Here is a 23,950-nt window from a genome sequence, read left to right on the forward strand (position 1 = left end):
CCCTTGAAAACCAACCTACTGCACATTAAGAATATGGTGTGCCCACGGTGCGTCGAAGCCGTGCACAACTTGTTAGAGCGGGCCGGTTACCACCCCAAGGCCGTCACCCTGGGCGTAGCCGAGCTCGACGAAGCCACTCCCGTTGACCCCGAAGCCGTGGCGCCGCTGCTCGAAGCCGCGGGCTTTGAGCTGCTGCAAGGCCGCGCCGAGCAGCTCACCGAACAAATCAAAACCGTGCTCGCCGACTACCTCGAGCACCTGCGCACAGCGCGCTCGCCGCTCACCACCTCGGCCTTCCTCACCGACCGGTTTGCGGCCACGTATTCGCACCTGAGCAAGGTGTTTTCGCGCACTGCGCACCTCACCATCGAGAAGTACCTCATCCGCCTCAAGATTGAGCGCGTGAAGGAGCTGCTCAGCTACGGGGAGCTCACCCTGAACCAGATAGCGGACCAAATGCGCTACAGCTCGGGCCAGCACCTGAGCAACCAGTTCCGCCAGGTGACGGGCTATTCCGTGAGCGAGTTCCGCCGCCTGATGCTACCCGGGCGCGTGTCGCTCGACTCGCTGGCCTAGGCTTATCCTCGTATATCGAACTCAGAAAAGGCGACCCATAGCAGGGTCGCCTTTTTCTTTGCTGGCCGGTGAGGGCGCTAGGCGGCGTAGGCGCGGCACGCGTCGAGGCAGGCTTTGCAGGCGGCCGCGCACTGCTGGCAATGGTCGTGGGAATGCTGCACGCACTCATCGTGGCACTTCTGACAAATTTCCATGCATTCCTTGAGCACGTGCTGGGCGTGGTCGGAGCCGCGGGCAATGTAGGCGGCGGTGAGGCGGCAGATGTCGGCACAGTCGCGGTCGAGGCGGATGCAGGGCACCATCATCTTAATATCGTCCTCATCAAGGCAGGCATCAGCGCACATTTCGCAGGCCGCGATGCAGCGGCTGAGCGCGTCGGTCACGGCGCGGTTGTCCTTACGGGTGCGAGGGGGAGCGGTGTTCATGTTCATCGGGAAAGGGGTTTGGTGAATAAACAGTCGACTATTGTTCAAATGTTTACGAGAAAACAGGAAGCCGGGAGGTGCAGAATTTGCGCCGCGACCCAACAGGATTTGGTCGTGGGCCTGGCACGATGACAGTAGCTACGGCCGAATTCCTCCGCCCCTAGTGCGGGGCCAGCCCTAGCCCGCGGCGTGGCAACGGCCCTTTACGCTGGCCGTGCTGCCCGGCGCCCGGCGACAGAATGGCGGGGCCACTGCGCCACCGCCAACTGTGCGCGACCTTTGCCGGAAATGAACCCCGGCCCACCTCGCCGGGTTACTTGCTGCCGTGCCCACTGTTTCTCCCCGCATTCTGCTGCTTACCCCGCCGCTCACGCAGCTCAATACCCCGTACCCGGCCACGGCCTACATCAAGGGGTTTTTGGGCGGCCGCGGCTATGCCGTCACGCAGGCCGACATGGGCCTGCGCCTGGTGCTGCGCCTGTTTTCGGTGGAGGGCCTCAAGCAGGTATTTGCCGAGATTGAAGCCGGTGATTTCGACCTGAGCGATAACGCCAAGCGGATGCTGCGCCTGCAAAACCGCTACCTAGCCACCATCACCCCGGTCATCCGCTTCCTGCAAAACAAGGACCTGACCCTGGCCCCGCGCATCTGCCACGGCCGATTCCTGCCCGAAGCCAGCCGTTTCGACAACGTGGCCGACCTGGAAACGGCCTTCGGCACCATGGGCCTCACCGACCAGGCCCGCCACCTGGCCACGCTTTACCTCGAAGACCTCGCCGACCTCATCAAGGAAACCGTGGGCCCGCACTTCGGCTTCTCGCGCTACGCCGAGAAGCTGGCGATGTCGGCCACCAGCTTCGACCCCTTGCACGAGGCCCTACAAGCCGCTCCCGGCCTGCTCGACAGAATGCTGCTGGAAGAGCTGGCGGCAGTTTTAGCCCAAGAACAGCCCGAGGTGGTGGGCTTCACCGTGCCCTTCCCCGGCAACCTCTATGGGGCCCTGCGTCTGGCCAAGCGCATCAAGGAAATCAGCCCAACGACGGTGACCATTATGGGCGGCGGCTACCCCAATACCGAGCTGCGCACGATTCAGGAGCCGCGCTTTTTCGATTACATCGACTTTCTGACGCTGGACGACGGCGAAGGCCCCTGGCTGCGGCTGCTGGAGTATTTAACTGCTCAAAAAGGCCGTCATGCTGAGTCCGGTTGGGGCACCTCACCCCTGACCCCCTCTCCAAAAAGAGGGGGCACCGGTTCTGCAGCAAACGTCAGGCTCCCCTCTCCGCGGGAGAGGGGCTGGGGGTGAGGTTCCGGCGAGCGAGATGCTTCGACAAGCTCCGCGTGACGTTCAAGATAGCAGCGTAGCCGACGACGAAGTACACTGCGCCCTGCAAGGCGTTTTATACAGCCAGCCGGACAACAGCCTGCTGCAGCGCACCTTCCTGCGCAATGCCCAAGGGCAAATCGAGTACATCAACCACCCGCACCCCGACGTGCCGCACCACGAAGTGGGCACGCCCGACTACTCCGACCTGCCCCTGACGGAATACCTCTCTGTGCTGGAAGTGCTCAACCCCATGCACCGTCTCTGGAGTGACGGCCGCTGGAACAAGCTCACCGTGGCCCACGGCTGCTACTGGAAGCGCTGCTCGTTCTGCGACGTAACACTGGATTACATCTCGCGCTACGAAACGGCCCCTAGCACCTTGCTGGTCGACCGCATCGAGCAGATTATCCAGCAAACCGGCCAAACCGGCTTTCACTTCGTGGACGAAGCCGCGCCGCCCCTGGCCCTGCGCGACCTGGCCGTGGAGCTGCTCAAGCGCCGCGTGGCCATCACGTGGTGGGGCAACATCCGCTTCGAAAAACCTTCTCGCCCGACCTCTGCCGGCTGCTGGCCGCTTCGGGCTGCATCGCCATTTCCGGCGGCCTAGAGGTGGCTTCCGACCGGCTGCTGGCGCTCATGGAAAAGGGCGTGACCATTGCCCAGGTCGCCCGTGTGGCCGACGGCTTCACCCAGGCCGGCATCATGGTGCATGCCTATCTGATGTACGGCTTCCCCACCCAAACCGCGCAGGAAACCGTGGACAGCCTCGAAGTAGTGCGCCAGCTGTTTGCGGCCGGTGTGGTGCAAAGCGGCTACTGGCACCGCTTCTCGATGACGGCCCATTCGCCCGTGGGCAAAAACCCGGCGAAGTACCAGGTGGCGGCCGTCGGCCCCGAGCCCGCCGGCTTTGCCTGGAACGACCTCTGGCACGACGACCCCCTCGGCGCCGACCACGAAGCCTTCGGCCCCGGCCTGGCTAAGTCGCTCTATAACTACCTGCACCACGTGGCCCTCGACGAGCCACTGCACTTCTGGTTCGATTTCAAAACACCGAAGCCCACTACCCCGCGCCACCTCGTGCAGCAGGCTCTGCAAGCCCCGAGAAGCCCGACTTTGCCCGGCAAAACCAGCGCCTGTTCTGGCTCGGCAACGCTCCGGAAATCCGCATCGAGCAGGGCAAAAAAGCCCCGCGTGCCGTGCTCACCTGCTACGAGCAAGCCGAGGACTTCGAAGTAACGACCAGCGAAGCCGCCGGCCGCTGGCTGCACCAGCTGCTCACGCAGCTCAGACACGACTACGACACGAAAGTGCTACTCAAAGAAGCGGCGGCCACCTTCCCGGCCGGCGAAGGCTCATTCGAAGCCTTTCTGCAAGGCCCTGCCTGGCAGCTGCTACGCGAAAAAGGGCTGCTGCTGATTTAGGCTGTTTGAAATCAGTAAAGCGCAGAGAGGCAGGTAGGTGTCCTGGCTTTCGCTTTAGCTCAATTTTAGCTCAACTACTGCGCGCGCAGCCATTCTACCACCTCATTGGGCAAGCCGGGGCCGAAGCGCGGGCTCAATCCGTCGGGCACGAGCAAATCGGGGCCGGCGGTGCGATAGGCGCGCACCAGGGCGCCGCGCCGCCCTCCCAGGGCGTTGCGCAGCGCGGCCGCCCGCTGGTTGGCCGCGGCACCGCCATACAGGCCCAACAGGGGCAGCTTGCGTTTCCTCAGCTCCCGGAATGCGGCCCGGCTGGCAGGGTCGATGTCCGCATTTTGAGACATAAAGAAAGCCACCCGGGGGCCGCCGGGATTCGCCAGCACCTGCGCCAGGGCCGCCGCGCGTGCGCCCGAAGCCCAGGCTCCAATCGTGGCCGTATCGGCGCCGGCGGTGCTGCGTAGCAGGCTCAGGGCGGTTTGCAGGCGCGGGGCTTCGGCCGCGGCCGTGGCTGAGTCGGCCGCCGGCAGCACCAGCACAATCACGCCCTCGCGGGCCAGGGCATCGGCCCAGAGCGCCGCGGCGGGCGCCGTTTCGGTATCGGGCAGCAGTGCCAGCGCCGCGCCGGGCGTGCTGGTGTCGGAAGGGGAGAAGAGCCAGGCCGCGCCCGTGCCTTGCGGCACTTGCTCTACGCGGTAGGTGCTGGGCGTGGGCATGCCGCGCTTGAGCAGGATGGTTTCGCCTTTGGCCGAGTCCAGGGCCAGCGAGCCGCGCCAGAAGTCGCCGTCCTGCGTGAGCGTGAGCACCTGGCTGGGCCGGGCAGGGCGGGCAAGGCGCAGCCGGTTGTTGCTGAATAAGATGGTGTCGGCCACGAAGCTGAGCGTGCCGGCGGTGGGCACGGTGAGCTCGGCCTCGTAATGCCCGGGGCTGGGGTGGCGGATGTCGAGCGCCGCGCGCAGCTCGGGCTGCCCCGCCACCGTGATGCTGCCCTCGTAGTGGCCCACGGGTGGCGGAACAGCGGCGGCTTCCTGGTCGCCCTGAGACTGGCAGCCTGCCAGTGGCATTCCCAGGCTCAGCAGGGCCAGCAGCCCGCCCAGCAGGCGGCTACGGTTCGGTGTCAAACGCATCAATCCAGGCATAGGCATTCCCAAAAGTAGCCGGTTTAGCGCCCCGCCATGCCCTTGCGCAAAATCAGGTCCGTTTGCACGTCCTGCCCCAGGCGGAACTCGTGCTGGCCAATTTCCCGGAAGCCGAACCGTTGGTAGAACGCCCGGGCGCGCTCGTTCTTTTCCCACACGCCCAGCACCACCGCCGAGCAGTGCAGCTGCTCGGCCAGGGCCAGGATGCCGCGCATGAGCGCCGCCCCCAGGCCGGTGCCTTGCCAGTCGTCGCGCACGTACAGCCGCTCTATTTCGAGGCGGCCGGCAGCGTCCTGGCCCTCGGGCAAGCCCAGGGTGGAGTTGTCGTGCAGCTTGGCGTAGCCCACCAACTCAGCCTGCATGTGTGCCAGCAAAAAGGTGTTTTCGCGGTCTTGCAGCTCGGCGAGTTGGATGTCGGGCCCGAAGTTCTCATTCAGGTAAGCCTCCATGTCCGCCGCGGTGTTGGTGGCGGCGAAAGTATCGAGAAAGGTGCGGCGGCCCAGGTCGGCGAGTTGGGCGGCGGTAACGGCGTTGGCCTTAGCCAGCGAAATGCGCAGGGGTGATGACATAACGCAAAGGTCGAGCTTCGCCGCTGATTTATAGTATTTCGTCGGCGTTGGGGTCGCGCCGCGCGGTGTCGCCCCGCCGCATGCGCAGCCCCATGCGCATCAGGAACCCACAGGCCAGCAGCCCCACAAGGTTGACCGACAGCATCAACGCCGTCGGATTCTGATAGCCCACCGTGTTCCAGTTGTAGACCCCCACGTACACTTTGAGCAGCAGTCCCACCCCCATCAGCCCGCCGCTCAGCATGAGCAGCGTGCCAACCAAACGGCGCATGGTGGGAGTGAGGAAGGGTGTAGGCATGGTCGTTGGTGCATACGCGCCACCCAAACCCGGGGTTGAGCCACCTTCCCCAATCGGTTGCTTATCCGGTTCTTTGGCGTAATTTCGTGCTACCAAGTCATCCCCGCGAGAGTAGCTCAGTTGGTAGAGCATCAGCTTCCCAAGCTGAGGGTCGCGAGTTCGAACCTCGTTTCTCGCTCATTGATTAACAGCCATTTAGCTTCGTTGCTAGGTGGCTGTTTCTTTTTTGGTTTACACGTCGGTTTACACGGCTGCTTTTGCACCTCACAATGCCAGAAGAAGAGCTAAAAGCATGCTACAGGAAATTTGAGGTGGTCTAGGCATGACGGACAGAAGATGGACGGATACTTCTTCTGTTATGGCAAGCAAAACCAAGCGAAGAAGCGGCCCGGGACCCCGAGGTCCGCACCCTGCGCGCCATTTAAGGCAATACTTTACCTTTAAGCGGTGAAAACCTCCCAAACGCCGCATATTTCCATTGTTAGCCCTGTTTACATGGCTGCTGCCATGCTGGATGAGCTGGTGGCGCGAATCGTGCTCAACCTTACGCCAATAACGACTTCGTTTGAAATTGTCCTCATCGACGACCGCAGCCCCGACGGCTCCTGGGCTGCTATTGAGGAGCAAGTGCGGCTCGACCCGCGGGTGCGGGGCGTGCGCCTGAGCCGCAACTTCGGCCAGCACCGCGCCATCACCGCCGGGCTGGATTATTGCCGCGGCGAATGGGTGGTGGTCATGGATTGCGATTTGCAGGACCGTCCCGAGGAGATTCCAGCACTGCTGGCCAAGGCGGAAGCCGGGTTTGATATTGTACTGGCTCGGCGGGTAGACAGGCAGGACCGTGCATCCAAGAAGCTGTTTTCAAAGGTGTTTTACGGCACCCTGGGCTACCTCACCGGGTCGCGGCAGGACAGTGCCATTGCAAACTTTGGCGTCTACCACCGCAAGGTCGTCAACGCCATTTGCGCCATGCGCGAAAGTGCGCGCTACTTCCCCGCCATGGCCAAGTGGGTCGGTTTCCGAACCACCACGCTCGATGTCGTGCACGCCGAGCGGGGCGAAGGCAGCAGCAGCTACAACCTCAAGCGGATGCTGGATTTGGCGCTGGACATCATCCTGGCTTATTCCGACAAGCCCCTGCGCCTGACCGTGAAGTTTGGGCTGTTTATCTCGGCTTGCTCGTTCGTGGGAGCCATCTACATGGCCGTGCGCGCCATCGAAGGCAAAATTCAGGTGCTGGGCTACGCGAGTCTGATTGTATCCATCTGGTTTTTCTCCGGGCTCATCATCCTGACCATGGGGGTCATTGGGCTGTATTTGGGCAAGACGTTCGAAGGCGTGAAAAACCGCCCGATTTACATTGTTGACGATTGTATTGGAGTCGGCGTGGTGCCCGAGACAGTATGAGCACCCAGCTTGAACCCCTGGCGTGGGACACCGAATTTTGGGCTACCCGGTGGGCCGGCTGCAGCCCGACGCGACCGATGAGGCGGCCGTGACGGCCCTGGTAGCGCGGGCACGGCAGCGCGGCTTCCGGCTCCTGTACTGGTCGGCCGCGCCCACCGATGCCCCGGCCGCCGCTACGGCCCAGGCCCTGGGTGCGCACTTGGCCGACCACAAAGTCACTTTTGCCATGCCCGTGCCCGCAGGACCGTCGACGTTGCCTCCCGGGGTAGCGCCGACCACCGAGCTTACGCCGCGCTGCTCGCGCTGGCATTGCAGGCCGGCCACCAGTCCCGCTACCAGACGGACCCCCGCTTTGCGCCCGATGTATACGAACGGCTGTACACGCGCTGGATTGAAAACTCGGTGAGCGGGCAGGCGGCCCGGGAGGTGCTGGTGTACCGGTCGGCTTTGGGTGCTCCCGAAGCTGGCCTGGTGACCCTGCGCCTGAAAAACGGCCGGGTCGACATTGGGCTGCTGGCCGTCGATGCCCACGTGCGGGGCCAGGCCATTGGGGCCCGTCTGGTGGCAGCGGCCCAGCAGCGTGCTCGGGCCTGGGGCCACGCGGGGGTGCAGGTTGTAACGCAGCTATCCAACGCGGGTGCCTGCCGCTTCTACGAGCGGTGCGGCTTTCGGGCAGAGCGGGTAGAAAACATCTATCACCTGTGGCTGGATTAGGCGTCTCGCCCCGGTAGCCGCGTGGCTGAGCAGGCTGCTACTGAATAATTATCTGACCGGCGCGCCCGAACTTTACCTGCCTGACCAGATTGCGTCATTTTTGAGCGACCTTCCCTGCGCCATGAACTCCAACATCCCTTTCAACAAGCCCTATCTCTCCGGCAACGAAACCCGCTACATCGAAGAAGCGGTGCTGTCCGGGAAGATTTCCGGCGACGGCATGTTCACCCAGCGCTGCCATCGATTTTTCGAGCAGCAACTGGGGTTCCGTCAGGTGTTGCTCACCACATCCTGCACCGATGCGCTGGAAATGGCCGCGCTGCTGCTCAATATTCAGCCTGGCGACGAGGTGATTATGCCCGCTTACACCTTCGTGTCCACGCCCAATGCTTTTGTGCTGCGCGGCGCCCACATCGTGTTTGCCGACAGCTCGGCCGAGAATCCTAACCTCGACCCCGCCCAGCTGGAGGCCCTGATTACGCCCCGCACCCGTGCCATCGTTCCGGTGCACTACGCCGGCATTGCCTGCGACATGGACCCGATTATGGATATCGCGGCGCGCCACAATTTGTTTGTGGTAGAAGACGCTGCGCAGGCCATCGACAGCTTCTATAAAGGACGCGCACTGGGCACCATCGGGCACCTGGCTGCTTTCTCATTTCACGAAACCAAGAACATTATTTCGGGCGAAGGCGGCATGCTGGCCGTGAACGACGCCCGGTTTGCGGAGCGGGCCGAAATCATCCGGGAGAAAGGCACCAACCGCTCGTCGTTTTTTCGGGGGAAGTCGCCAAATACAACTGGGTGGACCACGGCTCCTCGTTTCTGCCTTCGGATATTATCGCCGCTTTCCTGTGGGCGCAGGCGGAGAACATGCAGGACATTCAGGCCCGGCGCAAAAGCCTGTGGCAAACGTATTACGACGCGCTGGCCCCGCTCACGAAACTGGGTCTGCAGCTCCCGTACGTGCCCGACTACGCCACCAAAAATGGGCATATGTTCTACCTGGTGTGCCGCAGCTTAGCCGAGCGCACCGCGCTGATTGAGCACCTCAAGAAGCAGAGCATTAATCCGGTTTTTCATTACCTGTCGCTGCACAACAGCCCTTTTTACGCGGCTAAGCACGACGGCCGCCCGTTGCCTTATTCCGACCATTATACCGATTGCCTGGTGCGCCTGCCCCTGTACTACGAGCTTAGCGAGGTGCAGCAACACCGGGTCATACAAGGCATTATGGGTTTCTATCAGCAGTACGAATTCCCAACTGATAACTCCTCCTTTCGTAGCCGCCTTAGCCCCAATCCGGAGGTAAGCGGCGCGCATGGTTAGCCGTCGCTTGAGCAAGAATGCAGGATGAGCTTGCGCGTTGGCTTTCCCGGCGCTCATGCGGGTTTAAGCGGGCGCCCCTCTGGCACGCGTAGGGGAGGTGCCCGTTGCGGAGCGGGGCCGGCTGCTACGGGCCACCCTCCCGCCCAACGCCCTTAACGTAGCCCAACTACGGGTTGATACCGCTCTGCCTACCTCTGCTGATGCCTTTGGGCTGGTTGAGCCTGGGGCTGCGGCTTGGTTGTGATTTTTACGTCGGGAGCATTGGGCAGAGGCGGCTAGGTAGCAGGCGCGCAGTAAATTGAGCTGTCTTCGTGCAATTGTCAACGCCATGTGGTCACCCTTCGCCCTTGTTCGCGAATACCTGGCAAGGCGCCGTCTGGCGGCCCTTAGCGCTGCCCTGTCCGGCGCGGCCATTGCCCCGGCGGCCGGCGGGGCGGCGGCCCGGGTGCGCTGGTCGTTTCGGAAGCAGTTTGGGCAGGCCTTGTTCATGGCCGCGGGGTGCTTTCGGCCGCGCTGGGCCTGAAGGGGTTTCTGCTGCCCAACGGCTTTATCGACGGCGGCGTGACCGGGATTTCGATGCTGGCCAATCAGCTTTCCGGGCTGTCGATTTCGCTGCTGATTGTGGCCCTGAACCTGCCGTTCATCGTCATGGGCTACTACCAGCTGGGCAAGCTCTTTGCCTTCAAAACGCTGATTACCATCCTGGCCCTGGCCCTGATGCTGCTCGTCATCTCGTTCCCGCCGCTCACGCAGGACCGGCTGCTGATTGCCGTATTCGGAGGATTTTTCCTCGGGGCCGGCATCGGGCTCACAGTGCGGGGCGGGGCCGTGCTCGACGGCACGGAGGTGCTGGCCCTGTACCTGAGCAAGAAAACCGCCCTCTCCGTGGGCGACGTGGTACTGCTCATCAATTTGGTGATTTTTGGGGCCGCGGCCCTGCTGCTTTCCGTCGAGACGGCGCTGTATTCCATTCTGGTGTATCTGTCGGCGGCCAAAACGATTGACTTCATCATCGAGGGCATCGAGGAATACACCGGCGTCACCATCATCTCGGCCCACAGCGAGGAGATTCGCCGCATGCTTACCGAGAAGCTGGGGCGCGGCGCCACCATCTACGCCGGGCGGCGGGGGTTTGGCTCGCACGGGCAGCGGCGCGAAGCCATCGACATCATTTTCACCGTGACCACCCGCCTGGAAGTAGCCCGGCTCAAGACCGAAATCGACCGCATCGACCCGCAGGCGTTTGTGGTGATGCACAGCGTGCGCGAAACCAAAGGCGGCCTCGTAAAAAGACGCCCGCTGCACTAGGGTCGGGCTTATGGCTTAGTGCTCTTGAGGTTTCGGCCCCGGTATTGTGCCGTTTATGGCAAGGTTGTCGTATTGACTGATTGACGTTATTGCCATCAGGGCATCCTTTGAACAGCAACCCGGACCCGCTGCGAGGCCCTGGGGCTCCCACCTACTTGCTTCTTATGTCGTTTTACAACATTGCCCTGGTCTTGCTGGGGATAGCCATTCTGGGCGTGGCATGGCTGCCGTCGCTGCTGGAAAAGTACCCGCTTTCGTACCCGATTCTCTACATTGGGCTGGGGCTGGGCGTGTACTCGCTGCCGCTGGGCCTGCCCCCGGCCGACCCTTTCCAGCACCCCAAGCTGGTGACGCACCTGTCGGAGCTGTGCGTCATTGTGGCCCTCACCGGCACGGGCCTGAAAATAGACCGGCCCTTTTCGCTGCGCACCTGGCGCTCGCCGCTGCTGTTGGTGCTCGTGCTCATGGTGTTCACCATCGCGGGCCTGGCGCTGGCCGGCTGGGCCCTGGCGGGGCTAGCGCTGCCGTCGGCCCTGCTGCTGGCGGCCTCGCTCGCGCCCACCGACCCCGTGCTGGCCGGCGACGTGCAGGTGGGCGACCCTGGCGAGGGCCGCGAAGACAACGTGCGCTTTGCCCTGACGGGCGAAGCCGGGCTCAACGACGGCCTGGCGTTTCCGTTTGTGTACCTGGCCCTGGCTCTGCTGCCGGCCGCAGCCCCGCTCGCCGACCGCGTGCTGCACTGGCTGTGGATGGACGTGCTCTACCGCGTGGCGGCCGGCGTGGTGCTGGGCTGGCTCTCGGGCCGGCTCTTGGCGTACCTGATTTTCAACCTGCCCAAGCGGCTCAGCCTCAAGCCCAGCGCCTACGGCTTCGTGGCCCTGGCCGTAACGCTCACCAGCTACGGCGTGACCGAGCTGCTGCACGGCTACGGCTTCCTGGCCGTGTTTATTGCGGCGGTGGCGCTGCGCAGCCGCGAGCGCAAGCACGAGTACCACAAGCAGATGCACGCCTTCACCGACCAAATGGAGCGCCTGCTGATTGTCATCATCCTCATTCTGTTTGGCGGGGCCATTGCGGGCGGCTTGCTGGCCCCGCTCACCTGGCCGGCTGCGGCGGTGGCGCTGTTGCTGTTGCTGGTGCTGCGGCCGGTGGGCGGCATGCTCACCCTGGCCCGGTCCTCGCGCGTGACCGTGGCCGAGCGCGCGGTCATCTCCTTTTTCGGCATCCGGGGCATCGGCTCGGTGTTCTACATTGCCTACGCCCTCGAAAAAGCCGAGTTTGCGCAGGCGCGGCTGCTGTGGGCCATGCTGGGCTTCACCATGCTGGTGTCCATCGGGATGCACGGGGTGCTGGCCACGCCCGTCATGAACTGGCTGGACCGCCGGCACGGCCGCAAAATCACCGCCGAGCTCAGCGAGGAGGAGCAAGGCGAGGAGGTGCAGTCCGATTCGGCCTCCGAAACGGCTCGGTAGCCGGCGCGGATGATAACAATCATCCCGCCGGCTGAGCGAACTCAAGAAAGGGGCCGGTGGGCCGGCGGAAATTTGAGTTCGCAAATATTCAGACGCGCCAAAGGGCTTTTTAAGAAGATTACCCTGGCTACCGCCGAATAAGCTCTGCCGTTTCTCCTTCGCCCGGCCCCGCCCTCCGCCATGACGTTTCCTTTCCAAGCCGTTAGCCTTTCCCACAAAAAAACGCCGCTGGCCATCCGGGAGCTGCTGGCGCTGAACGAAGCCGCCTGCGACCAGCTGCTGCGCACCCTCACCGAGGAAATGGGGCTGACGGATGTGCTGGTGCTCAGCACCTGCAACCGGACCGAAGTCTACTACACGGCCCAGGAGGACCAAAGCGCCGCCATTATTGCCGTACTCGGGCAGGTCACGGGCGTGGCGGCCATCGAAGAGTACCGGTCCCATTTCACCGTGATTGCCGGGGCCGACGCGGCCGCGCAGCATCTGTTTGAGGTGGCGCTGGGCCTCGATGCGCAGGTGGTGGGCGACTTGCAAATCAGCAGCCAGGTCAAAAAGCCTACCAACGTTCGGCCGATGCCGGCGCGGCCGGACCGTTTCTGCACCGCCTGCTGCACACGGTGCTGGCCGCCAACAAGCGCGTGCAGCGCGAAACCGCGTTCCGCGACGGAGCCGCTTCCACTTCCTACGCCACGCTCGAGCCTGGTGGAAGAGCTGACCGCCGCCGTTGCCCAGCCGCGCGTGCTCATCGTGGGCCTCGGCGAAATCGGGGCCGATGTGTGCCGGCATTTCGGCAAAAGCAAGCGCTTTGCCGAGGTCACCATCTGCAACCGCACCCCCGCCACGGCCCAGGCCCTGGCCGCCGAGTGCGGCCTGCAGGTGCTGGACTTTGCCAATTTGGCCCAAGGGCTGCAGGAGGCCGACGTTGTCATCTCCTCCATTGCGGCGCCTAGCCCGTTTTTCACCCGCGAGATGCTGGCTCAACTTACTATTCTGAGCCCAAAATTCTTCATTGACCTCTCGGTGCCGCGCAGCATCGAGGCCGAGGCCGAGCAGGTGCCCGGCGTGCTGGTGTACAACATCGACGCGCTGCTGAGCAAGGCCTCGGCGGCGCTGGCCAGTCGGGTGGCGGCCATTCCGCAGGTGCAAGCCATTGTGGCCGAAAGCATGGACACGCTGCGCACGTGGAGCCAGGAAATGCAGGTGTCGCCCACCATTCAAAAGCTGAAAAACACCCTCGAGCAGTTCCGCCAGCAGGAAATCGGGCGCTTCCAAAAGCAGCTCAGTGCCGACGAAGCCAGCCGGCTCAACGACATCACCAAGGCCCTGACCCAGAAGTTTCTCAAGCTGCCGGTGCTACAGCTTAAAGCCGCCTGCCAGCGCGGCGAGTCCGACCAGCTGGTGGCCATGCTCACCGAAATTTTTGGCCTCGAAGAAGTCACCAATCCGGCCCTTGCCGCGTAAGCCAAGGTGCCAGCCCGGCGCACTGCTGCCAGCAGCACGGGCACCGTTTTCGGAATAGCCGACGACGTCCTGGGCCATTTTGTTGCTCACCCTTAACTGCTCCGGTCCCGATGAAAAACATCCTTGTTCCCACCGATTTCTCGACCGAAGCGCATTATGCTTTCCAGGCGGCGCTGCAGCTGGCCAAGCGCATGGGCGGGCGCGTGACGCTGCTCCACGCCGTGGAGTTGCCCGAAACCGCCAACTTCAGCACCTACGGCGGGCCCGTGGGCGGCACCGAGCTGCCCAACAGCACCCGCATGCCGGACGAGGTGTTTATGATGGAGCTGTTGAAGGCCACCCGCCGCCGCATGGAGGCCCTCCTGGCCGAAGCCGCCCAGCAGGCGCCCGGCGTGCTGGTAAACGACACGGTAGAAGTGGGCCGGGTAAACAGCGCCATCCAGACCGTGGTCGAGCGACAGCACAACGACCTCGTGGTGATGGGTGCCCAGGGCCACAGCGCGGCCGAACACTTCTTTCTCGGCTCCAACACCGAGCGGGTGATTCGCACGGCCCCCTGCCCGGTACTGGCCGTGAAGCAACCCATGGGGATTTCGACGTGCGGACGCTGATATTCCCGTCCAATTTTTCGGGCGAGGCCGACCAGGCCGTCGCCGCGGGACTGCGTCGTACCCAGGCGTGGTTTCCCCAGGCTATCCTGCAGCCTGCTCTACGTCGTGTCCGAAGACGATGACCAAGTCGAGGCCCGGCAAAAGGTCGAGGCCTTTGCCCGCCGCCACGCCCTCGAGCACTACGAAGTGGTAATAGTGGTGGCCTCCAGCCCGAGCGAAGGCATCCGCGAATACGCCGGCCACACCCGCGACGCCCTCGTGGTGCTGCCCACCCACGGCCGCACGGGCCTGAGCCGGCTGCTGCAGGCCAGCATCGCGGAAGACGTGGCCACCAGCGTTTTCCCGCCCGTGCTCACCTTCCGGCTCACGTAAGGAGGGGGTTTAATTGGAAACGGTCGTGCTTTGGCTGGCGTCCGCGCAGCCGGTAGGACCTCACCCCCGGCCCCTCTCCAAAAGAGAGGGAGCCTGACGGTAAATGATAGAATAAAAAAGCCCCGGCTCAATATTGAACCGGGGCTTTTACTTTAACATTGAGCTGAAATCGGGTGCCGTGGCTCCCCTCTTTTGGAGAGGGGCCGGGGGTGAGGTCCTACCGGCTGCGTGGAATCCAGATGAGCAGGACCGTTTTAATAGTTCTGCCGGCCAACCCAAACAGCGTCTAAAGAAAGCGACGGGCCCGGCGGCTACTGGCAGGGGCCGCGCAAGTCCATGAATACCAGCTTCCAGCGCCCGCCGGCCCCGCCGTTTTGGAGAAGTGAAACTGGTAGCCGGTGCTTGTTTGCAGCACCGAGCGCACGGCCCGGCCCTGGGCGGCCGTGCCCTGGTTGCGGTTGCCACCCTTGATAGTCGCCCGCTGCCAGAAACCGGCAGCCCGGAAGCGGGTGGCGGGGCCATCGAAGCAGCCCGCAGTGGCGAAGGTGCCCGCCGGGCAAGCCGCCACCGGTAAGGCGGCCACAACTTTGGGCGCGGCGCAGGTCATCAGGGTTTTGTCGAGGTTAAACAGCGGCTGCCGGCGCGCATCCCGGAAGTTCTCACTCTGAGCTACGCGCGTCACGAGCGGTTTGCCGCCCGCGTTCTCCACAATCCAGAGCCCGAATTCCCGGTCAATCAGTTGGTTGAGCACCGCGGCATCGTGGCCGCGCAGGGCGCCGTCGAGTATCAGCCACGCGCCGGTCAGCGAGGTGTCGGCGGGCATCACGGGGTTCTCGGTGATGGCCGCGGCCGAGTCGGGCTTGGGCGGGCGCGCCGATATCACCTTGGGCTGCGCGCGGCTGGTTTGCTCGTCGGGCATGCCGTTGGGGTTCTTAACGTCGCCGCAGGCGCCCAGCAGCAGCGCGAGCGTAGGAAGGAGGAGCTTGGCGTTCATGCGGGGGCATCGGCTTCGCAGCCAGCACGTAGGGTGATAAGATTGGGACTGAATCAATTAAATCCTGAGCCCGGTCCGGCAATTGGGCATCAGGCCCAGCTCACGCCCTGGCGCAGCCAGGCCTGAGTAGTGGCTTCCGCCGAGCCGGGAATCAGCTGATAATCGTAGTGCCAGGCGGCCAGCGGGGGCAAACTCATCAGGATTGATTCGGTGCGCCCGCCGGTTTCGAGGCCGAATTTGGTGCCGCGGTCGATGGCCAGGTTGAACTCGGCGTAGCGGCCGCGGCGCACCGCCTGCCACTGCTTTTCGGGCGCGCCGTAGGGAAGCTCGCGGTTTTGGCGCATCAGCTCGGAGTAGGTGCGGCCGTACACCTCGCCCACGGCCTGCACGAAGGCAAACAAGTCCTCAAACGAGCCGTCTTTGCCCACCGTTAATCTATCGAAGAAGATGCCGCCCACGCCACGGGTTTCCTGGCGGTGGGGCAGGTAGAAATACTCGTCGGCCCACTGCTTGAAGCGGGGGTAATAGCTGGGGTTATGCTGGTCGCAGACCTCCCGAATCTGCTCGTGAAACCAGCGGGCCTGGGCTTCGTCTACGTAGATGGGCGTGAGGTCCAGCCCACCGCCGAACCAGGCCTCGCCGTTGCCGGCCTCGAAGTAGCGCACGTTCATGTGCGAAATGGGCACCATGGGGCTCACCGGGTGCTGCACCACGCTCACGCCGGTGGCAAAGTACCCAGGGTCGGGCATGAGCAGGCGGCGCGCGGCGGCCTCGCTCATCCGGCCCCACACGGCCGAGAAATTCACCCCGCCTTTCTCGAGCACCGCCCCGTGCCCGATGACGCGGGTGCGGCCGCCCCCGCCGCCGTCGTGCTCCCAGGGGTCTTCGGTGAACGTGGCCCGGCCGTCGGCGGCTTCGAGCCTGGGCACACAGCCAGTCCTGAAAACTGCGCATCCACGCTTCGACGGTGGCACGGGCGGTGGGAGCTTGAGTGAGGGTGGTTTCGTTGAGCATGGCAAAGGCAGAATGAGGACGAAGGGGGAATTAGAAGTACCCGGTTAGATGATAAACGGACGTGGCGAAAGCCGGATGAAAGGATTTACGCCACCGGCACCATGCCGGCCATGAGCCGGGCCTCTGCCGCTTGCCGCAGGCTGCACTTGGCGCAGCAGGCGGCCGTGGGCTCGGTGCTGGTGGGCAGCACCAATACGGGCGTGCGCAGGTGGTAGGCGTGCGTTTTGGTGTAGTGCGGGTTGAAGAAGCGGCGCAGCAGGCAGCCGTCGGTGGTGGCCAGCACCAGCAGGCGGGCCGCCTGCTGGGCGCAGAACTCGCTGAGGCCTTCCAGGGCGTCCTCCTCGGGCAGCAGGTGCACGGTGGAGTTGGGCAGGTGGGCGTGGGCATCCAGCAGCGCTTTTTTCAGCGGGGCCAGCCCGTTGCTGGTGGGCTGATAAAACTGGACCAAGTCGAAGCGGACGCCGGGGGTGCGGGCCAGGGCAGGCAGCGCGTCCAATTGGCGAACATCGAACCCGACAAAGTCGCCGGATACCACCACGTGCTGGGGCAGGCTCGTGCCGGCCGGGGGCACCATGAGCACGGGGCAGCTCACCTGCTCGGGGAGCAGCGAAACCGTCTCGCAGGCCGCCATCGCCGCCGCGCAGTCGGCCAGCGTCAGGCCGGTTACCACCAAATCGGCGCGGTAGCCGGCCACCAGCACCTGCAGGCCCTCGGGCAGCGGGTCGGCCGTGAGGTGGTAGTGGTAGCTGATGCGGCGGCCGCTCTGGCGGGTGAGCTGCTGGTAGCGCAGGCGCTCGGCCAGGGCCTCGAGGCGGCGCAGCAGGGCGGCGCGCTGCTCGGGCAGTTGCGCCGTGCCGGCGTTGCCGTACACCAGCACAATTTCGGCCGGCAGGCCCACGGCCAGCTTGTTGGCATACACCAGCGCGTTTTCCGACGCAGCCGTAAAATCGATGGGCACGAGGATGGTTTTCATGGCGACGGGCAGGAGGTGTTTCGGGTATAAAAGGAGAAAGAATGCCTGAGCTATTGCGCTTGGGCTGAATTGTCGCCGTGGCAATAGTGGACAGTCGCCGGCTGGGCCATTGAGTGGTGGCGGCCGTGGGCGTGGCGCCCAGGCTGCGGGCTCAGGTACGGAATGCCCAGCCCCAGCCCGCGCACAATGAATAGGCCCGCCATCAGGGCGGCCATCACGGGCACGGCGCGCCGCATGCGGCCGCGCCAGCTCAGGGGCACAAGCTGGCCGGTGAGCGACAGCGCCAGCATCAGCGGCAGCGTGCCCAGCCCGAACAGGGCCATGTAGCCGGCCGCGCCCGCCACGCCCGGCGCGCTCAGTGCCCCGGCCAGGGCCAGGTACACCAGGCCGCAGGGCAGCAAGCCGTTGAGCACGCCGGTGGCGTACAAGGCGCCCAGCGAGGGCTGCTGGTAGAAGTACATCAGCCGGTTCTTAACCCGGGCCAGCACCGCATCGAGCCCAACGAATGCTGCCGCGCGGCTCAGGTACCGCTCGGGCGTGGCGACCAGCAGCAGAATCAGCCCACCCGAGAGCAGCGACAGGCTCTGCTGCCAGCCGGCCAGCCGCAGGCTCTGGCCCACCAGGCCGGCCGCCGCGCCCAGCGTGGCGTAGGTGGTCACGCGGCCCAGGTTGTAGAGCACGCGGCCGGCCACGTAGCGCCCGCGCGAGCCGCCCGCGCCCGGCAGCGCCAGGGCAATGGCCCCGCACATGCCCACGCAGTGAAAGCTGCCCAGCAACCCAAATAAAAAGCCGGCCCAAAGCATGGTGTCAGTGAGTGAATGGGTGAAGGAGTGAGTGACCGAATGAGTAAATGGGTTAGCGAATGAGTGAAGGGTGGAGGAATGGATGAAGGAGCAATTGCACGGATTCACTCATTCGCTCACTCACTCCTTCACTCAATGGTGAGTTCTTTTTCGAGGAAGTACTGCTGGTCGCCGGCCGTGAAATCCAGGCGTAGGCGCCAGAGGCCGGGCTGCAGCTTGCTGGTGCTCAGGAGCTGTTGGGCCGAGTCGCCGGCCGGCGTGAAGGGCAGCTTGAAGTCCAGCTTCTGGTCGGAAGGGCGGAAGAAGTGCAGGGTGCCCTGCACTTTTGCCCAGCTAGGCTAGCCGGGATCTGCACCGTGAGGCGCTGGGCGGCGCCCTCGTAGCGCACCTGCACCGGGGCGGGCAGCGCGGCCGTGCGGGCCACCGATTCCATGCGCTGCTGGTGGGCCAGCTCCTGCTGGTAGTAGTCGGCGCTTACCAAATCCACGTTGGTGCGCATGGCCCGCTGCACCATGTAGCCGATGTAGGCGGCAAACAGCACAAACGTGGCGACGATGGCGTAGGGCCAGATATTGCGAGAGGAGGTAGTCATGATAGTAGCGCGGACTTTCAGTCCGCGTAAGGTTCGTTCGGGCGCGGACTAAAAGTCCGCGCTACTGCACGGGGCCCAGGAACTTGGTTTTGGTTTCCGCAATCAGGCGGCCCTGGCTGAAGATGCCGATGCGGATTTTCTGGTTGGTGGCGTGCAGGGCCGACTTTGGCAGCTCAGCGAAAAACACGCCTTCGGTAATGCCCTGGGCCGGGAGCTTGAGGCCGTTGGTGCCCACCAGCGAGATGGTGCCGCCGGCCGGCTCCAGCACCTTCAGCGTGATGGGGTAGGGCCGGTTGGTTTTGTTGATGATGGACACGTTGTAGAGGTTGGTAATCGTGCCGTGGGCCGTTTTTTGGAACAGCTGGCCCGGCGTGCGCAGCACCGTGGCCTGCACGTTGGAGCGCGCCACCAGCAGGAAGGTGAGGCCCAGCATGAGCACGGCCAGCACGCCGGAAAGGGCTTTCACGCGCCCGGTGAGCCGGAACTTGGTGCCCTGGGCGATGTTGTTTTCCGAAGCGTGCTTTATCAGACCGTGGGGCTTGTTTATCAGGTCCATGATATTGTTGCAGGCGTCGATGCAGGCCGTGCAGTTCACGCATTCCAGCTGCTGGGCGCCGTTGCGGATGTCGATGCCCGTGGGGCACACCTGCACGCACTGGTGGCAGTCGATGCAGTCGCCGGCGGTGCGCGCCTGGTTTTTGCGCAGCTTCTCGCGGGGCTCGCCGCGCTGGTAGTCGTAGGCCACCACGAGGCTGTCTTTGTCGAGCAGCACGCCCTGCAGGCGGCCGTAGGGGCAGGCAATGGTGCACACCTGCTCCCGGAACCGGGCAAACACGGCGTAGAATACGCCCGTGAACACCACCATAGAAGCCAGCCCGCCGAGGTGGGCCGTGAGCGGGTCCGTCACGATGCTCACCAGCTCATCGGTGCCGATGATGTAGGCCAGAAAGGTGTTGGCAATCAGAAACGAAATCAGCAGAAACAGCGCGTGCTTGGTGGTTTTACGCCAGATTTTGTTCCAGTCCCAGTCGGCGCGGTCCAGGGCTTTTTGCTGGGGCGCGTCGCCTTCCAGCCAGTACTCGATGCGGCGGAAAACCATTTCCATGAAAATGGTTTGGGGGCACACCCAGCCGCAGAACACCCGGCCGTACACGATGGTGAAGACGATGATGAACAGCACAAACGTGAGCGCCGCCACCAGCAGAATGAAGAAGTCCTGGGGCCAGAAAATCTGGCCGAAGATGATGAACTTCTGGGCCGGCAGGTTGAGCATGAGCACCGGCAGGTCGTTGATGCGCAGCCAGGGCCCGGCAAACAGCACCACCAGCATGGCGTAGCTCAGCCACTTGCGGTAGTTGTAGAGGGGGCCGTTGGGCTTCTTCGGGTACACCCACACGCGCTTGCCCTCCGCGTCCACCGTGGAAATGTGTTCGCGAAAAGCGTCGTCGGGATGGAAGGTGGTGGACATGGCAGGGGCTTGTAGCGTGGACTCTGCGAGTCCGCGCCTGTTTGGGTATTGTTCGGGTGCCATTCACGCGGACTCTCAGAGTCCACGTTACTTTACCTGGCCGCGATGGTTTTGGCCGGGGCTTCCTTCTCGCCCTGCGGCTCCTTGGCATTCGCCGGTTTTGAGCCTTGCAAGGACTCGATGTAGGACGCCACCTGCAGCATCTGCTTGCCGGCGAGCTTGCCCTTCCAGGCCACCATGCCCTTGCTGGGAATGCCGAACTTGATGGTCTTGTAAACCTTGTTGATTTCGCCGCCGTGCAGCCAGTACTCGTCGGTGAGGTTGGGGCCCACTTTGCCTTCGGCGTTGGCGCCGTGGCAGGGCGCGCAGTTGGTCACGAACAAGGCTTTGCCGGCGCTCAAATCGGCCGGGGCCGTGAGGGCGGTGTAGGTGGTGAGCTTGTTGGGGTCGTCGGCATCGGCCGAAACCATGAGCGAGGCCTGGCGCATCTCGGTTTCGTACTCGGCCAGCTGCAGCTGCCCGGCGTCGGCCACGTGGTAGTAGGCCATGTAGCCGATGGCAAACACGATGGTGAAGTAGAAGCCGTACTTCCACCACGGCGGCAGGTCGTTGTCGTACTCCGTGATGCCGTCGTACTCGTGGCCCATGTCCTCCTCTTTGTACTGGCCGGTCACCAGGGCCGTGTCGCCCACGAGCAGGCCCAGCACCTTGCCGCTCCAGGTGTCGTGCACCGTGGGCAGCTCGTAGAGCGCGCGCAGGGGGCTTCATCTTCACCACTATCATGGTGAGCACCAGGAAAAACACCAGCAGCACCAGCACCAGCGTGCTGAGCAAAACCAGAACAGCAGCACCTGCGTGTCGGGGCCGGCTGCCGGGGCGGGCTTGGCTGCTTCCGCGGCAGCTTGAGCTAAAGCCGGGCCGGCTGGCAGCAATACCGCCGCGGCCGGCAGCAAATAGCGGGATTTAAGTTGAGCTAACATGTCGTGTTTCCTTCCTCAGAATTAGCAGTTTGGTCGGGGCTGGTGGCGCTGCCGTGCGGGAGGCGGGCCACTGAGGCCACCGAGGCGCCGGTCACGATGACCATCAGCCCAACAATGGCCAGGATGCCCACCAGCACCCAAAACAGGATGTCGGAGCCGCTGGAGGTGGCGGCCAGTGAGGGGCTTTGCGCCGCGGCCAGATAGCCCGTCAGCAGGCCGGTGGCCGTGAGCAGTAGCGTGCGTTTGGTTAGCATATCACGTCGCGGTCGAGGGTGGCGCGCTCGGTGGCTTCGTCGCTGAGCAGCGGCAGCTGGCTCATGGCGTGCAGGTGCTGGCGGTTGGCCACCACCACGTACACCAGCAGGCCCAGGAAGAAGAGAAAGAAGATGGCAAAGGAGATGAGCGGGTATATCTCGATACCGGTGATGGACTGCAGAACTTGCTTGTACATGGGGAGGAGGTTGTAGCGTGGACTTTGCAAGTCCGCGCGTTAGCAGGTTTTGTTTGGGGGTGGTTACTGCGCCGCGGCGGCTACCTGCTCGGGCTTCACTTTGATGTCGGTGCCCAGGCGCTGCAGGTAGGCAATCAGCGCCACGATTTCGCGGTCCGACTTCACGTCGATGTCTTCCTTCTTGAGGTCCTTCACGATGCCTTCGGCCTGGCGCTTGGCATCGGCTACGGCCTGCTTGTCGTAGCCGGCGGGGTAAGGAGTGCCTAGCTGCTGCAATACCTTGATTTTGGCGGGCAGCGTGGAGTAGTCAATCTGGTTGTCAAACAGCCACGGGTAGGGCGGCATGATGGAGCCGGGCGACATGCTGGTGGGGTCGAGCATGTGGTTGTAGTGCCAGGAGTGCGGGTACTTGGCGCCCACGCGGTGCAGGTCGGGGCCGGTGCGCTTGCTGCCCCACAGGAAGGGCCGGTCGTACACAAACTCGCCGGCCTTGGAGTACTCGCCGTAGCGCTCGGTTTCCGAGCGGAAGGGGCGCACCATCTGGGTGTGGCAGTTCGAGCAGCCTTCCTTGATGTAGAGGTCGCGGCCCTGCAGCTCCAGCGAGGTGTAAGGCTTCACCGAGGCGATGGTGGGCACGTTGGACTTCACCAGGAAGGTGGGCACCATCTCCACGATGCCGCCGATGAGGATGGCCACCGTGGCCCCGATGGCCAGCTGCAGGGGGCGCCGCTCAATCCAGCGGTGCCAGTGGCCGGCGTCGGCGTGTGGGTCTTCGGCAGCGGGCAGCAGGGCGGGTGCGTGGGCTTTCTCCTCGGCCAGCAGCTTGCCCGATTGAGCCGTTTTCACCAGGTTGTACAGCATCAGGAACACGCCGCTCAGGTAGAGCACCCCGCCAATGCCGCGCAGGTAGTACATGGGCACAATCTGTAGCACGGTTTCCAGGAAGTTGGGGTACTGCAGCATGCCTTCGGCGTTGAACTGCTTCCACATCAGGCCCTGGGTGAAGCCGGCCCAGTACATGGGCAGGGCGTAGAACAGGATGCCGATGGTGCCAATCAGGAAGTGGGCGTTGGCCAGCTTCTTGGAGTACAGCTCGGTGCGGTAGAGGCGGGGCCACAGCCAGTAGAGCATGGCGAAGGTGAGGAAGCCGTTCCAGCCCAGGGCACCCACGTGCACGTGCGCCACAATCCAGTCGGTAAAGTGGGCAATGGCGTTCACGTTCTTGAGCGAAAGCATGGGCCCTTCGAAGGTGGCCATGCCGTAGGCCGTGATGGCCACCACCAGGAACTTGAGCACGGGCTCTTCGCGCACTTTGTCCCAGGCACCGCGCAGCGTGAGCAGGCCGTTAATCATGCCGCCCCAGGCTCGGCGCCAGCAGCATGATGCTGAAGGCCACGCCCAGGCTCTGGGCCCAGTCGGGCAGGGAGGTATAAAGCAGGTGGTGCGGCCCGGCCCAGATGTAAATAAAAATCAGCGACCAGAAGTGAATGATGCTCAGGCGGTAGGAGTACACCGGCCGGCCGGCGGCCTTGGGCAGGAAGTAGTACATCAACCCCAGGTAGGGCGTGGTGAGGAAGAAGGCCACCGCGTTGTGGCCGTACCACCACTGCACCAGGGCATCCTGCACGCCGGCGTAGGCCGAGTAGCTCTTCATGAAGCTCACCGGAATGGCCATGGAGTTCACGATGTGCAGCACGGCCACGGTGAGGAAGGTGGCGATGTAGAACCAGATGCCCACGTACAGGTGCCGCTCGCGCCGCTTGGCAATGGTGCCGAACATGTTCCAGCCAAACACCACCCACACGATGGTGATGGCGATGTCGATGGGCCACTCCAGCTCAGCGTATTCCTTGCTGGTGGTGTAGCCCAGGGGCAAGGAAATCAGCGCGCTCAGGATAATGAGCTGCCAGCCCCAGAAGTGAATGCGGCTGAGCTTCTTGGAGTACATCGCGGCCTTGCACAGGCGCTGCAGCGAGTAGTACACGCCCATGAAAATGCCGTTGCCGACGAAGGCAAAAATCACCGCATTGGTGTGCAGCGGCCGGATGCGGCCGAACGTGGTGACGGCGGTGTTCATGTTGGCCTCGGGCAGGGCCAGGCGGAAGGCGGCCAGGATGCCCACGAGCATGCCGGCAATGCCCCAGAACACGGTGGCGATGCCAAAGTCCCGGACAATCTTATTGTCATAAAAAACTCGTCGAGCGCCGAGGGTGCGGCTGCGGACTAGGGGCGGTTCCGGAGCGGCAAGGGGC

The 23,950-nt window shown here is 63.8% G+C and carries 30 protein-coding genes, 1 tRNA gene and 2 pseudogenes; 17 read left to right on the forward strand and 16 right to left on the reverse strand.

The features are described from left to right. Positions 1 to 3: 3 nt before the first annotated feature. A complete protein-coding gene (locus ACFQT0_RS05485) occupies positions 4 to 576 on the forward strand; it encodes an AraC family transcriptional regulator (protein WP_380201052.1) in 573 nt (190 codons plus the stop codon). A 77-nt stretch (positions 577 to 653) separates the two neighbouring features. On the opposite strand, the gene ACFQT0_RS05490 is transcribed toward ACFQT0_RS05485, so the two are convergent. After that, on the reverse strand, positions 654 to 1,001 hold the full coding sequence (locus ACFQT0_RS05490) for a four-helix bundle copper-binding protein (RefSeq protein WP_380205918.1): 348 nt from the start codon (positions 999 to 1,001) through the stop codon (positions 654 to 656). A 325-nt stretch (positions 1,002 to 1,326) separates the two neighbouring features. Between ACFQT0_RS05490 and ACFQT0_RS05495 the strand changes: the two genes are divergently transcribed. Genes ACFQT0_RS05495 through ACFQT0_RS05510 form a run of 4 tightly spaced genes read left to right on the forward strand, consistent with a single transcriptional unit; the run spans position 1,327 to position 3,749 of the window. Beyond that, positions 1,327 to 2,307 (forward strand): hypothetical protein, encoded by a 981-nt coding sequence (locus ACFQT0_RS05495; RefSeq protein WP_380201054.1) that lies wholly within the window; start codon positions 1,327 to 1,329, stop codon positions 2,305 to 2,307. Positions 2,308 to 2,323: 16 nt separating this feature from the next. After that, positions 2,324 to 2,935, forward strand: coding sequence for a hypothetical protein (locus ACFQT0_RS05500; RefSeq protein ID WP_380201056.1), 612 nt, complete (start codon positions 2,324 to 2,326; stop codon positions 2,933 to 2,935). Continuing rightward, entirely contained in the window at positions 2,845 to 3,564 is a 720-nt protein-coding gene (locus tag ACFQT0_RS05505; protein ID WP_380201058.1) for a hypothetical protein, read from the forward strand. Before ACFQT0_RS05500 ends, ACFQT0_RS05505 begins: the two co-directional genes overlap by 91 nt. Beyond that, a complete protein-coding gene (locus tag ACFQT0_RS05510; RefSeq protein ID WP_380201060.1) occupies positions 3,525 to 3,749 on the forward strand; it encodes a hypothetical protein in 225 nt (74 codons plus the stop codon). The genes ACFQT0_RS05505 and ACFQT0_RS05510 overlap by 40 nt, the downstream gene beginning before the upstream one ends. 74 nt (positions 3,750 to 3,823) lie before the next feature. Here the strand turns inward: ACFQT0_RS05510 and ACFQT0_RS05515 are convergent, their stop codons facing one another. From ACFQT0_RS05515 to ACFQT0_RS05525, 3 genes are read right to left on the reverse strand one after another with little or no spacing between them, the layout of a single operon-like run. After that, a complete protein-coding gene (locus ACFQT0_RS05515) occupies positions 3,824 to 4,864 on the reverse strand; it encodes a hypothetical protein (RefSeq protein ID WP_380201062.1) in 1,041 nt (346 codons plus the stop codon). 41 nt (positions 4,865 to 4,905) lie between these two features. Continuing rightward, the gene (locus ACFQT0_RS05520) at positions 4,906 to 5,451 is read right to left on the reverse strand and encodes a GNAT family N-acetyltransferase (RefSeq protein WP_380201064.1); all 546 of its coding nucleotides are present in this window, start codon (positions 5,449 to 5,451) and stop codon (positions 4,906 to 4,908) included. Between the two features lie 28 nt (positions 5,452 to 5,479). Beyond that, positions 5,480 to 5,722, reverse strand: coding sequence for a hypothetical protein (locus tag ACFQT0_RS05525; protein ID WP_380201066.1), 243 nt, complete (start codon positions 5,720 to 5,722; stop codon positions 5,480 to 5,482). Between the two features lie 132 nt (positions 5,723 to 5,854). Here ACFQT0_RS05525 and ACFQT0_RS05530 point away from each other — a divergent pair. The 12 genes and pseudogenes from ACFQT0_RS05530 to ACFQT0_RS05585 all read left to right on the forward strand — a co-directional run bounded on the left by ACFQT0_RS05530 (position 5,855) and on the right by ACFQT0_RS05585 (position 14,423). Further along, positions 5,855 to 5,927 (forward strand) — tRNA-Gly (locus tag ACFQT0_RS05530). A gap of 269 nt (positions 5,928 to 6,196) precedes the next feature. Further along, positions 6,197 to 7,156, forward strand: coding sequence for a glycosyltransferase family 2 protein (locus ACFQT0_RS05535; protein WP_380201068.1), 960 nt, complete (start codon positions 6,197 to 6,199; stop codon positions 7,154 to 7,156). A 22-nt stretch (positions 7,157 to 7,178) separates the two neighbouring features. Further along, positions 7,179 to 7,562, forward strand: coding sequence for a hypothetical protein (locus ACFQT0_RS05540; RefSeq protein WP_380201070.1), 384 nt, complete (start codon positions 7,179 to 7,181; stop codon positions 7,560 to 7,562). Then, positions 7,466 to 7,870: a GNAT family N-acetyltransferase gene (locus ACFQT0_RS05545; RefSeq protein WP_380201072.1), complete on the forward strand. Its 405-nt coding sequence runs from the start codon at positions 7,466 to 7,468 to the stop codon at positions 7,868 to 7,870. Before ACFQT0_RS05540 ends, ACFQT0_RS05545 begins: the two co-directional genes overlap by 97 nt. A gap of 121 nt (positions 7,871 to 7,991) precedes the next feature. Next, positions 7,992 to 8,600, forward strand: a pseudogene (locus ACFQT0_RS05550) (aminotransferase class I/II-fold pyridoxal phosphate-dependent enzyme); the annotation flags it as partial. Positions 8,601 to 8,743: 143 nt separating this feature from the next. After that, entirely contained in the window at positions 8,744 to 9,199 is a 456-nt protein-coding gene (locus ACFQT0_RS05555; RefSeq protein WP_380201074.1) for a DegT/DnrJ/EryC1/StrS family aminotransferase, read from the forward strand. Between the two features lie 328 nt (positions 9,200 to 9,527). Next, on the forward strand, positions 9,528 to 9,722 hold the full coding sequence (locus ACFQT0_RS05560; protein ID WP_380201076.1) for a hypothetical protein: 195 nt from the start codon (positions 9,528 to 9,530) through the stop codon (positions 9,720 to 9,722). Next, positions 9,698 to 10,507, forward strand: a complete 810-nt coding sequence (locus ACFQT0_RS05565) for a YitT family protein (RefSeq protein WP_380201078.1) — start codon at positions 9,698 to 9,700, stop codon at positions 10,505 to 10,507. The genes ACFQT0_RS05560 and ACFQT0_RS05565 overlap by 25 nt, the downstream gene beginning before the upstream one ends. A gap of 164 nt (positions 10,508 to 10,671) precedes the next feature. Next, positions 10,672 to 11,979 (forward strand): cation:proton antiporter, encoded by a 1,308-nt coding sequence (locus tag ACFQT0_RS05570; RefSeq protein ID WP_380201080.1) that lies wholly within the window; start codon positions 10,672 to 10,674, stop codon positions 11,977 to 11,979. A 180-nt stretch (positions 11,980 to 12,159) separates the two neighbouring features. Further along, a complete protein-coding gene (hemA, locus tag ACFQT0_RS05575) occupies positions 12,160 to 13,440 on the forward strand; it encodes a glutamyl-tRNA reductase (RefSeq protein ID WP_380201082.1) in 1,281 nt (426 codons plus the stop codon). Between the two features lie 110 nt (positions 13,441 to 13,550). Next, positions 13,551 to 14,051, forward strand: coding sequence for a universal stress protein (locus ACFQT0_RS05580; protein ID WP_380201084.1), 501 nt, complete (start codon positions 13,551 to 13,553; stop codon positions 14,049 to 14,051). A gap of 105 nt (positions 14,052 to 14,156) precedes the next feature. Beyond that, positions 14,157 to 14,423, forward strand: coding sequence for a universal stress protein (locus ACFQT0_RS05585; protein ID WP_380201086.1), 267 nt, complete (start codon positions 14,157 to 14,159; stop codon positions 14,421 to 14,423). Between the two features lie 286 nt (positions 14,424 to 14,709). Here the strand turns inward: ACFQT0_RS05585 and ACFQT0_RS05590 are convergent, their stop codons facing one another. From ACFQT0_RS05590 to ccoN, 12 genes and pseudogenes are all read right to left on the reverse strand, one after another. Beyond that, positions 14,710 to 15,417 (reverse strand): hypothetical protein, encoded by a 708-nt coding sequence (locus ACFQT0_RS05590; protein ID WP_380201088.1) that lies wholly within the window; start codon positions 15,415 to 15,417, stop codon positions 14,710 to 14,712. Positions 15,418 to 15,506: 89 nt separating this feature from the next. Continuing rightward, complete coding sequence (gene hemF, locus ACFQT0_RS05595; RefSeq protein WP_380201090.1) at positions 15,507 to 16,346, reverse strand: oxygen-dependent coproporphyrinogen oxidase; 840 nt, start codon at positions 16,344 to 16,346, stop codon at positions 15,507 to 15,509. Positions 16,347 to 16,516: 170 nt separating this feature from the next. Next, positions 16,517 to 17,404, reverse strand: a complete 888-nt coding sequence (locus ACFQT0_RS05600) for a universal stress protein (protein ID WP_380201092.1) — start codon at positions 17,402 to 17,404, stop codon at positions 16,517 to 16,519. Between the two features lie 50 nt (positions 17,405 to 17,454). Then, on the reverse strand, positions 17,455 to 18,207 hold the full coding sequence (locus ACFQT0_RS05605; protein ID WP_380201094.1) for a sulfite exporter TauE/SafE family protein: 753 nt from the start codon (positions 18,205 to 18,207) through the stop codon (positions 17,455 to 17,457). A 128-nt stretch (positions 18,208 to 18,335) separates the two neighbouring features. Continuing rightward, positions 18,336 to 18,518: a FixH family protein gene (locus tag ACFQT0_RS05610; RefSeq protein ID WP_380205919.1), complete on the reverse strand. Its 183-nt coding sequence runs from the start codon at positions 18,516 to 18,518 to the stop codon at positions 18,336 to 18,338. Continuing rightward, positions 18,434 to 18,799, reverse strand: coding sequence for a FixH family protein (locus tag ACFQT0_RS05615; RefSeq protein WP_380201096.1), 366 nt, complete (start codon positions 18,797 to 18,799; stop codon positions 18,434 to 18,436). Before ACFQT0_RS05615 ends, ACFQT0_RS05610 begins: the two co-directional genes overlap by 85 nt. Before the next feature lie 61 nt (positions 18,800 to 18,860). After that, positions 18,861 to 20,267: a cytochrome c oxidase accessory protein CcoG gene (gene ccoG / locus ACFQT0_RS05620; protein WP_380201098.1), complete on the reverse strand. Its 1,407-nt coding sequence runs from the start codon at positions 20,265 to 20,267 to the stop codon at positions 18,861 to 18,863. A 92-nt stretch (positions 20,268 to 20,359) separates the two neighbouring features. Then, positions 20,360 to 20,998 carry a cbb3-type cytochrome c oxidase N-terminal domain-containing protein gene (locus ACFQT0_RS05625; RefSeq protein WP_380201100.1) on the reverse strand — a complete coding sequence of 213 codons (639 nt, stop codon included), beginning with the start codon at positions 20,996 to 20,998 and terminating at the stop codon, positions 20,360 to 20,362. A 48-nt stretch (positions 20,999 to 21,046) separates the two neighbouring features. Next, positions 21,047 to 21,220: a hypothetical protein gene (locus ACFQT0_RS05630; protein WP_380201102.1), complete on the reverse strand. Its 174-nt coding sequence runs from the start codon at positions 21,218 to 21,220 to the stop codon at positions 21,047 to 21,049. A gap of 20 nt (positions 21,221 to 21,240) precedes the next feature. Continuing rightward, a complete protein-coding gene (locus ACFQT0_RS05635; RefSeq protein ID WP_380201104.1) occupies positions 21,241 to 21,501 on the reverse strand; it encodes a hypothetical protein in 261 nt (86 codons plus the stop codon). Beyond that, positions 21,495 to 21,698, reverse strand: coding sequence for a hypothetical protein (locus ACFQT0_RS05640; protein WP_380201106.1), 204 nt, complete (start codon positions 21,696 to 21,698; stop codon positions 21,495 to 21,497). The genes ACFQT0_RS05635 and ACFQT0_RS05640 overlap by 7 nt, the downstream gene beginning before the upstream one ends. 63 nt (positions 21,699 to 21,761) lie before the next feature. Beyond that, positions 21,762 to 23,826, reverse strand: a pseudogene (gene ccoN, locus ACFQT0_RS05645) (cytochrome-c oxidase, cbb3-type subunit I). Positions 23,827 to 23,950 lie beyond the last annotated feature (124 nt).

The organism is Hymenobacter humi (assembly GCF_042665855.1).
GTDB lineage: Bacteria > Bacteroidota > Bacteroidia > Cytophagales > Hymenobacteraceae > Hymenobacter > Hymenobacter humi.